The sequence below is a fragment of the Porticoccus sp. genome (assembly GCF_041592135.1).
Classification (GTDB): Bacteria; Pseudomonadota; Gammaproteobacteria; order Pseudomonadales; family Porticoccaceae; genus Porticoccus.
Genome location: NZ_JBFHQR010000107.1, coordinates 1 through 8576, shown reverse-complemented (window position 1 = coordinate 8576; position 8576 = coordinate 1). Strand labels below are relative to the sequence as shown.

Below are 8576 nucleotides of genomic sequence, written 5' to 3'. Positions count from 1 at the left end.
GACCGATTCCCATCCCGGCTGGCGCCGTTAAAAAGCTGAAACAACATCCCCTGGTGCTGGCGTTCCTGCTGCTGCTGTTAGCTGGCGCCGCCTTTTTTGCCCAGCTGCTTTACCAGCAACTGATCGACAGCAGCCTGCGCCTGCAGGCCGGCGAATTTGCCGCACAATACGCGGGCAAGCAGCGCATCGCGGCCGACAAGTACCTGGCCGATATTCAGCGGCAGCTCACCGAGCTGTCGGAGAAGACGGTATTTGCCGAGGCGGTAATCTCGGCCAATCCCGGGCAACTGGCCGAAGCGGAGCAACTGATGCGGGAGTGGGCACCTGAACTGAGTGGCGGCTTGCTGCTGGCGCCCGGCGACCAGCGCCTGCTGGCACAGCATCACTTCGCCGGGCAGCTGCTGGCTGAGAACGTGCTCGCCGGAGAGCAGGTCGCCCCCGCCGCCGCGCGGATAGATGGTCAATGGCAATTGTTGTTCTGCCACTCCCTGAAAGATCGCGAGGGAGCCACCGTCGGTGCCATGCTGGCAATCCTTCCCATGCACAAGCTGACTGCATTGTTAACCGCGGCTGTCGATCCAGCACTGGGCCGGACGGAGCTGGCACAGACCATGCCCCACTCAAAAGCCAAGACTTTCCTGATGCTGGGTGACAATTCCAGGGCACTGGATGTCGTCAGCCTCAAGCTCAAAGCCCCCAATTGGCAACTGCACTATACCGGCGGCGCCAGCTTGCTCGACCGCGCCCAGCCCTCCTACAGCCTGTTTATCATTTTTCTCGGCGTGCTGGTCACGGCCACTTTACTGCTGAGCTACCTGGCGGTGCGTCTCACCCTGCATTTTCACCGGGAAAAGGTAATCAAACCCCGGCGTACCAAGGCCAGCACCAACGAGCATGCAACAGACCCGGTCCATGGCCGTGCTGAATCCTTCCTGGAAGTGATTCCGCCCAAGTCAGCCCCACCGAACGAGCCGGCAGCGGCACGGGGCGAGGCCGCCCCTATCGCAACAGACATTCCCGCCGTGGTGTTTCGCGACTACGATATCCGCGGTATCGCGGACCAACAGCTATCCAGCGATTTCGCCACCCGCCTCGGCAGGGCGCTGGCCGCCCGGGCACTGGCCCTGGGCGAGAACAGCCTGATCGTCGCACGGGATGGCCGGCTTTCCAGCGACGCGCTCTGCGCGGCGCTGCAACAGGGCATCCTCAACAGTGGCTGCAATATCATTGATCTCGGCCTGGTGCCGACACCGCTGCTCAGCTTTGCCACCCACCAGCTGCAGCAGAGTGATTGTGGGGTAATGGTGACGGCGAGCCACAATCCCGGCGAATACAACGGCTTCAAGATTTTCTTCCAGCACCACGCCCTGTGCGGCGATGAGATCAAATCCCTGCGGGAGGAGATGCTCGCCGACCTGCCGGAGCAACCCCCTGGCCAGCGCAGCGAGCAGGATCTGTCCGCCGAGTATATTCAGGCCGTTGCCGGCGATATTGTGCCGGCACAGGGGCTGAAAGTGATTCTCGATGCCGGCAATGGCGCCGCCGGCGAACTGGCCGTGCGCCTGCTGGAAGCCACCGGCTGCGATGTCCTGCCACTGTATTGCGACGTGGACGGCAACTTCCCCAATCACGCCCCCGACCCCTCCGTCCCCGCCAATCTGGATGACCTGGTGCTCTGCGTGCGGGAAAACCAGGCCGATCTCGGCATCGCCCTGGACGGCGATGGCGATCGCATTGTCGCCGTGGCCGCCAGCGGCAAAATTGTCTGGCCGGATGAACTGTTGATGATCTTTGCCCGGGATGTGGTATCCCGCCATCCCGGCGCCGATGTGGTATTCGATATCAAGAGCACCCGCCGCCTCAACAGCCTGATCAGCAGTTACGGTGGCCGCCCGGTGATGTGGAAAACCGGCCACTCCCACATGTACAACAAGATTATGGAGAGCAAGGCCCCGCTGGGCGGAGAGTACAGCGGCCACATTTTCTTCCACGACCGCTGGCACGGCTTTGACGACGGCCTTTACGCCGCCGCGCGCCTGATCGAGATCATCAGCATTCGCGAACAGGGGCTGGACGAGATCATGGCCGGCTTCGAGACCCGGGTAGCCACCCCGGAAATTCGCATCCCGGTCAGCGAGGAAACCAAGTTCAGCATTGTCGAGCAATTGCTCGCCATGGCGGTGTTCCGGGAGGGCAATGTCAGCACCATCGACGGCCTGCGGGTGGATTTTCCGAAAGCCTGGGGGCTGGTGCGCGCCTCCAACACCAGTCCGGCGCTGACCCTGCGCTTCGAGGCGGAGTCCCATGATGCACTGGAGAAAATCCAGTCGCTTTTCCGCCAGCAACTTCGTAGCATAGACAGCAATCTCACCTTTTAACCCATTCATAAAAGCAACAGGAACATCGATGTCGCTAACCCGTGAAGCCGCCTCGAACACCGCCAGGGTGTTGTCCGAGGCACTGCCCTATATCCAGCGTTTTACCGGCAAGACCATCGTCGTCAAGTTCGGCGGCAATGCCATGGTGGATGAAAAACTCAAAGCCAGCTTTGCCAAGGACATCGTGATGATGAAACTGGTGGGCATGAATCCGGTGGTGGTCCACGGTGGCGGCCCGCAGATTGGCGATCTGCTGCAAAAACTGAGCATCGAGTCCCACTTTGTCAACGGCATGCGCGTCACCGACAGCAAGACCATGGACGTGGTGGAAATGGTACTGGGCGGCACCGTCAACAAGGAAATCGTCAACCTGATCCACCACGCCGGCGGCAAGGCCGTGGGCATCACCGGCAAGGACGGCCAGCTGATCATGGCCCGCAAGCTTAAAGTCACCCGCCGCACCCCGGAAATGGAGGCACCGGAAATTATCGATATCGGCCATGTGGGCGAGGTGGAGTCCATCAACACCGGCGTCATCGACATGCTCACCAACAGCGACTTCATTCCGGTCATCGCACCCATCGGGGTAGACCGGGAGGGCAATTCCTACAACATCAATGCCGATCTGGTGGCCGGTAAAATTGCCGAGGTACTGAAGGCGGAAAAGCTGATGTTGCTGACCAATGTGGCCGGCCTGCAGGACAAAAATGGCGACGTGCTCACCGGCATGTCCACCACCCAGGTGGACGCACTGATTGCCGACGGCACCATCTACGGCGGCATGCTGCCGAAAATCCAGTGCGCCCTGGATGCCGTCAAGGGTGGCACCAAAACCGCCCATATCATCGATGGCAGGGTCAATCACGCCACCCTGCTGGAAATCTTTACCGATCAGGGTGTCGGCACCCTGATCACCAACGAAGCCGGGTAGCACAACGTGGCAACGGACACCCTTTCCAGAAAACAGCAGATACTCCAGTCACTGGCCAGAATGCTGGAGGCCACCCCCGGCGGTCGCATTACCACGGCGGCCCTGGCGGCGGAGGTGGGCGTTTCGGAAGCGGCCCTGTATCGCCACTTTCCCAGCAAGACGCGCATGTATGAAGGGCTGATCGACTTCATTGAGGAGACCCTGTTCAGCCGCGTCCGCACCATCGTCACCGAAGAACCCGACGCCGCGGCCCGCTGCTACCGCATTCTCACCCTGCTGTTGACCTTCGCCGAGCGCAATCCGGGCATTACCCGGTTGCTCACCGGCGATGCGCTGACCGGTGAAACCGATCGCCTGCACAAGCGTATCCAGCAATTATTTGATCGACTGGAAACCCAGCTGAAGCAGATTCTGCGAGAAGGGGAGATGACGGAGGGGTTGCGGCTGGCCACCACCGTGTCGGCGGCGGCAAACATGATCCTGGCATTGGCGGAAGGCCGCATCAGCCAGTTCGTGCGCAGCGGTTTTACGCGACCACCCACCGAGCACTGGCAGGACCAGTGGTCGGTGACGGCAGCCGTGTTCAGCCGTTAGGGCGCCTGGCGGTCAGCTCCCTAAACCGCTCGCCATAGCGCTGGTAGCGCTGCTCCATGTCGTGATATTCGGCGCGGCGCAGGGACAGCATCTGCTCGGCATCGCGCTGCGCCAACACCACTTCATCCAGGGCTTTCAATAGAGTGTCGGGCACCTTCTCGCCGTTAAACTGATGCAGGGCCGCCCGCTCCCGGTATTGCTGGAGCTGTTGCCGGTTCTTTGCCATGTTCGATTCGATGATCTCGATTTCGCGGTCGAGCTGCTCCAGACGGCGCTCACCGGCCGCCTTGAGTTCGTCCAGGGTGCTGTAACTGCGCAGCAGCATCTGATCTTCCTCAAGCTGCTCCGCGAGCGTTTCCGCGGGCACCTGCCCAGCGGCGTCGGCCGCACTTTCCGACTGGGGCGGCACCACCTCTTCCACCCGCCCACTGCTGGTGATGATTTCATAGCCCTTGGCGACGTACTCAGGAGGAACCTGGTGGTCAATAACCAGGTTGCCTTCGCTGTTGCGATAGCGGTAAAGATCGCCCGCCTCTGTTACCATAGCGGCCAGGCAAAGCAATAATACGGCTACGGCGCCGGTGGGTTTGTAGGTTGTTCTGGTGTTTGTCACAAATGCTTCCCGGCCCTTACCAATCCCGTTTTCAAACTGATTGAATCCCATTTGCCGATTCATCAAGTCCGGCCTGCCGGTTATCATACACTCTCCCAAAACAAGGGGCGATAATGCGCATCATCAGTCTTGCCGTCGACGGTATTCAGCAAGCTTCGGAACGGGGACTCTACCACTGGTTGGCGGCCCAGGATGCGCACGTCATCTGCCTGCAGGATTTGCGTGCACCGGCCTACGAACTTGAGCAGCGCCGCGAATACGAACTGCAGGGTTATTTCAGCTATTTCTTTGACGCGCCTGAGGCCGACAGCAACGGCGTGGCGATCTATAGCCGCGATATGCCGAAGGCCATCATGTACGGCTTCGGCGCCAGCAACGGCGAAGATATGCAGGGCCGCTACCTGCAGGCGGACTTTGATCGCGTCAGCATTTGCTCCCTGCTCGCCCCCGGCGCCATTGCCAGCACCCAGAGCCAGGAGCGAAAAGACCGTTTCTATCGCGACCTGCTCAACCACTTCAACAAAATCAGCCACAAGCGGCGCGACTATGTTTTCTGCGGCAACTGGAACATTGCCCATCGCGACATCGACGTGGGCGAGCCCACTCACTGCGACGAGACCTCCGGCTTTCTGAACCACGAGCGGCAGTGCCTGGATCAGCTGTTTACTGCCATCGGCTACGCAGACGCCTTTCGGCTCTACAACAAAGATACCGATGAGTTCAGCCATTGGCCGTCCGGCGAGGTGGGCGAGGGCCCCGGTTGGCGCACCGATTTCCAGGTAGTGTCCGGCAGCCTCCGCAACCGGGTGGAATATGCGGTGCTCTACAAGGCCAAAACCTTTTCCAGCCACCTGCCGGTGGTTGTCGACTACGATATGGAAACCCTTTGATCGCCGGGGCTGGCCAGCCAGCTGTGCACAGCTTGAAACGGCAACTCTGTTGCACTGATGGCCGCCCCTCTTTAGACTCCCGCTGACCCCCACTAGACCAGGAGCCGTTGCAGCGCCGATGCCTGATGTCATTCCGGAAAATTCTGTCGGTATCGTCACCCCGCAGGTGATGCAATTCGCTGAACCGCTGACGCTCGCCTGTGGTCGCACCCTGGAACATTACCAGCTGGTGATCGAAACCTACGGTGAGCTCAACGCCTCCGCCAGCAATGCCATTCTGATCTGCCACGCCCTCAGCGGCCATCACCACGCGGCCGGTTACCACAGCATGGCAGACAGCAAACCGGGCTGGTGGGACAACCACATCGGCCCCGGCAAGCCCTTTGATACCAACCGGTTTTTTGTGGTGTGCCTGAACAACCTCGGCGGCTGCCACGGCAGCACCGGGCCCAATTCCATCAACCCGCAGACCGGACAGCCCTGGGGGCCCGATTTTCCACCGCTGCGGGTGCGGGACTGGGTGGAGAGCCAGGCTCGTCTGGCCGACCACCTCGGCATTCGCCAGTGGGCCGCCGTGGTCGGCGGCAGCCTCGGCGGCATGCAGGTGATGCGCTGGGCACTGGAGTACCCCCAGCGGTTGCGCCATGCAATAGTCATCGCCTCCGCCATGAAACTCAGCGCCCAGAACATCGCCTTCAACGAGATTGCCCGCAACGCCATCAAATCGGATCCGGACTACCGCGACGGCCATTACCTGGAAAACCAGACGCTGCCCCGCAACGGCCTGGGACTGGCGCGCATGATCGGCCACATTACCTATCTGTCAGACGAGCTGATGGGTGACAAGTTTGGCCGCGAACTGCGCTCCGGTTCGTTCCAGCGCGGCCAGGACACCCCCATCGAGTTCCAGGTGGAAAGCTACCTGCACTATCAGGGTGACGCCTTCGCCAATGCCTTTGACGCCAACACCTACCTGTTGATGACCAAGGCGCTGGATTACTTCGACCTGGCCCGGGAATACGACCACGATCCGGTGGCGGCCTTTAGCCACGCCAGTTGTGATTTCCTGGTGGTCTCTTTCTCCACCGACTGGCGCTTTGCCCCGGAGCGCTCCCGGGAGATTGTCGAGGCGCTGATCGCGGCAAACAAGAATGTCAGCTACGCCGCTATCGACTCAAACCTGGGGCACGATGCCTTCCTGCTCCCCAACCCGCGCTACGAGCAGGTGCTCAGCGCCTATATGAATCGCCTGGCGGGGGAGGCCGAAACGCCATGACCCTTCGCATCGATCTCGACATCATCCAGCAGTGGATCAAACCCTCCTGCCGGGTGCTGGATCTCGCCTGCGGCGACGGCGCCCTGCTGCGGCTGCTCAAAGAACAAAAACAGGTGGAAGGTTACGGCCTGGAAATCGACCCGGACAAAATCACCGCCTGTATTGCCAACGGGGTCAATGTGGTGGAAACCGACCTCGACCAGGGGCTGACGCAATTCGCGGACAAGAGCTTCGACAGCGTGGTCATGACCCAGGCCCTGCAGGCCATGCGCTACCCCCACCTGGTGCTGGATGAAATGTTGCGGGTCGGCAAGGAGTGCGTCGTCACCTTCCCCAATTTCGGCAACTGGCGGGCGCGCTTTTACCTGCTCACCCGGGGCCGCATGCCGGTGACCAGGCAGCTGACCTACCAGTGGTATGACACCCCCAATATCCACTTCTGCACCGTCGATGATTTCGAGGCACTGTGCGCCGAGAAAAGCATCCGGGTACTGCATCGGGAGTTTGTCGCGACCCATCAGCCAGACCGGCAGATCAAGGCAATATGGCCTAATCTGTTTAGTGAAACGGCCATTTATCATTTGAGCAAATAACACCCATTGCGGGCGGCGAACGAGGTTCACATCATGAAACAGTACAACTATCTCTGGCTGGCCCTGGTGGCACTGTTTGCCACCGCAGCTCACGCCGACGATAAACCCTACCGCCAGTTTGGTGATATTAAGGTGTTCTACAGCGCCTTCAGCAGCAGCTTCATCCAGCCTGACATCGCCAGCACCCACAGCATCGTGCGCGGCAAGGACCGCGGTTTGATCAATATTTCGGTACTGCGCGGCGATAAGCCCGGTGGCACCACGGCACTGGTAAAAGGCACCGTTTCCAATATTTTTGCCCAGCAGCAAACCCTTGCATTTTTTGAAGTGCGCGAAGGGGATACCGTCTACTACCTGGCGCCATTTCGCTTTGAAAACGAGGATTACCTGACCTTCAAGATTGACGTGATGCCCGACCCCAACCAGACGGCACTATCCCTGTCATTCCAGAAAACCCTTTATCAGGACAACTAACCGCGCCCTCGACCATTAGCCGCTGCCCGGACACCCGGGCAGTTTCGTTGTTTTTTGATTTTGCAGGCACCGCAGACCATGAAAGTTGTATTAGCCACAGGCAATAAGGGCAAGCTCGCCGAGTTCCAACACTTGCTGGCGGGGCTGGACATGTGCGTTGTGCCCCAGTCGGATTTCCAGGTGCCGGACGCCGAGGAAACCGGCCTGAGCTTTGTGGAAAACGCCCTGCTCAAGGCACGCCACGCCGCCCGCCTGAGCGGCCTGCCCGCCATCGCCGATGACTCCGGGCTGGAAGTGGACGTACTGAATGGCGCGCCCGGTATCTACTCCGCCCGCTTCGCCGGTGAAAACGCCAGCGACGCGAAAAACAACCTGCGCCTGCTGTCCCTGCTCCAGGATATTCCCGAACAACAGCGCACCGCCCGTTTCCAGTGCCTGCTGGTGTACCTGCGCCACCCGGAAGATCCCACCCCGCTGGTCTGCCAGGGCACCTGGGAGGGCAGGATCGCCTTCACCGCCCAGGGAGAGAACGGCTTTGGCTACGATCCGCTGTTCTATATCCCCGCACTCGGCTGCACTTCCGCGCAACTGGACAAAACGGAAAAAAATCGTCTCAGCCACCGCGGCCAGGCCATGGCACAACTGCTGGAAAAATTATCCCGTTGATCCGGGATAACGCCGCAGTGGTTAGAATACTCCCCGCAGAGGATTCTCTACGGGCCACCCCTCGGCGCCAACGATACCGATGACAGCTTACCACCATCCCGAACCCCGCTGGCATTGCCACCGGCACGCCCCGCAGCTGATTGCCCGGGGCCCCCTGCGCG

9 protein-coding genes are annotated in these 8576 nt (G+C 60.5%); 8 read left to right on the top strand and 1 reads right to left on the bottom strand.

The window, feature by feature from the left end; genetic code table 11:
- From ABY948_RS09545 to slmA, 3 genes are all read left to right on the top strand, one after another.
- Positions 1–2378 (top strand): phosphomannomutase/phosphoglucomutase (locus tag ABY948_RS09545; RefSeq protein WP_461482302.1); only part of this gene is annotated, 2378 nt, incomplete at its 5' end.
- 28 nt (positions 2379–2406) lie between these two features.
- Entirely contained in the window at positions 2407–3309 is a 903-nt protein-coding gene (gene argB / locus ABY948_RS09540) for an acetylglutamate kinase (RefSeq protein ID WP_461482301.1), read from the top strand.
- A 6-nt stretch (positions 3310–3315) separates the two neighbouring features.
- Positions 3316–3903, top strand: a complete 588-nt coding sequence (gene slmA, locus ABY948_RS09535) for a nucleoid occlusion factor SlmA (RefSeq protein ID WP_461482300.1) — start codon at positions 3316–3318, stop codon at positions 3901–3903.
- Here slmA and ABY948_RS09530 read toward each other — a convergent pair.
- Complete coding sequence (locus ABY948_RS09530) at positions 3893–4516, bottom strand: hypothetical protein (protein WP_461482299.1); 624 nt, start codon at positions 4514–4516, stop codon at positions 3893–3895. The genes slmA and ABY948_RS09530 overlap by 11 nt on opposite strands.
- Before the next feature lie 113 nt (positions 4517–4629).
- On the opposite strand from ABY948_RS09530, the gene ABY948_RS09525 reads away from it, so the two are divergent.
- From ABY948_RS09525 to rdgB, 5 genes are all read left to right on the top strand, one after another.
- Positions 4630–5406, top strand: a complete 777-nt coding sequence (locus tag ABY948_RS09525) for an exodeoxyribonuclease III (protein ID WP_461482298.1) — start codon at positions 4630–4632, stop codon at positions 5404–5406.
- Positions 5407–5524: 118 nt separating this feature from the next.
- A complete protein-coding gene (gene metX, locus ABY948_RS09520; RefSeq protein ID WP_461482297.1) occupies positions 5525–6682 on the top strand; it encodes a homoserine O-succinyltransferase MetX in 1158 nt (385 codons plus the stop codon).
- Complete coding sequence (metW, locus tag ABY948_RS09515; RefSeq protein ID WP_461482296.1) at positions 6679–7275, top strand: methionine biosynthesis protein MetW; 597 nt, start codon at positions 6679–6681, stop codon at positions 7273–7275. The genes metX and metW overlap by 4 nt, the downstream gene beginning before the upstream one ends.
- Before the next feature lie 33 nt (positions 7276–7308).
- Entirely contained in the window at positions 7309–7749 is a 441-nt protein-coding gene (locus tag ABY948_RS09510; RefSeq protein WP_461482295.1) for a DUF4426 domain-containing protein, read from the top strand.
- Positions 7750–7827: 78 nt separating this feature from the next.
- The gene (gene rdgB, locus ABY948_RS09505) at positions 7828–8415 is read left to right on the top strand and encodes an RdgB/HAM1 family non-canonical purine NTP pyrophosphatase (protein ID WP_461482294.1); all 588 of its coding nucleotides are present in this window, start codon (positions 7828–7830) and stop codon (positions 8413–8415) included.
- Positions 8416–8576 lie beyond the last annotated feature (161 nt).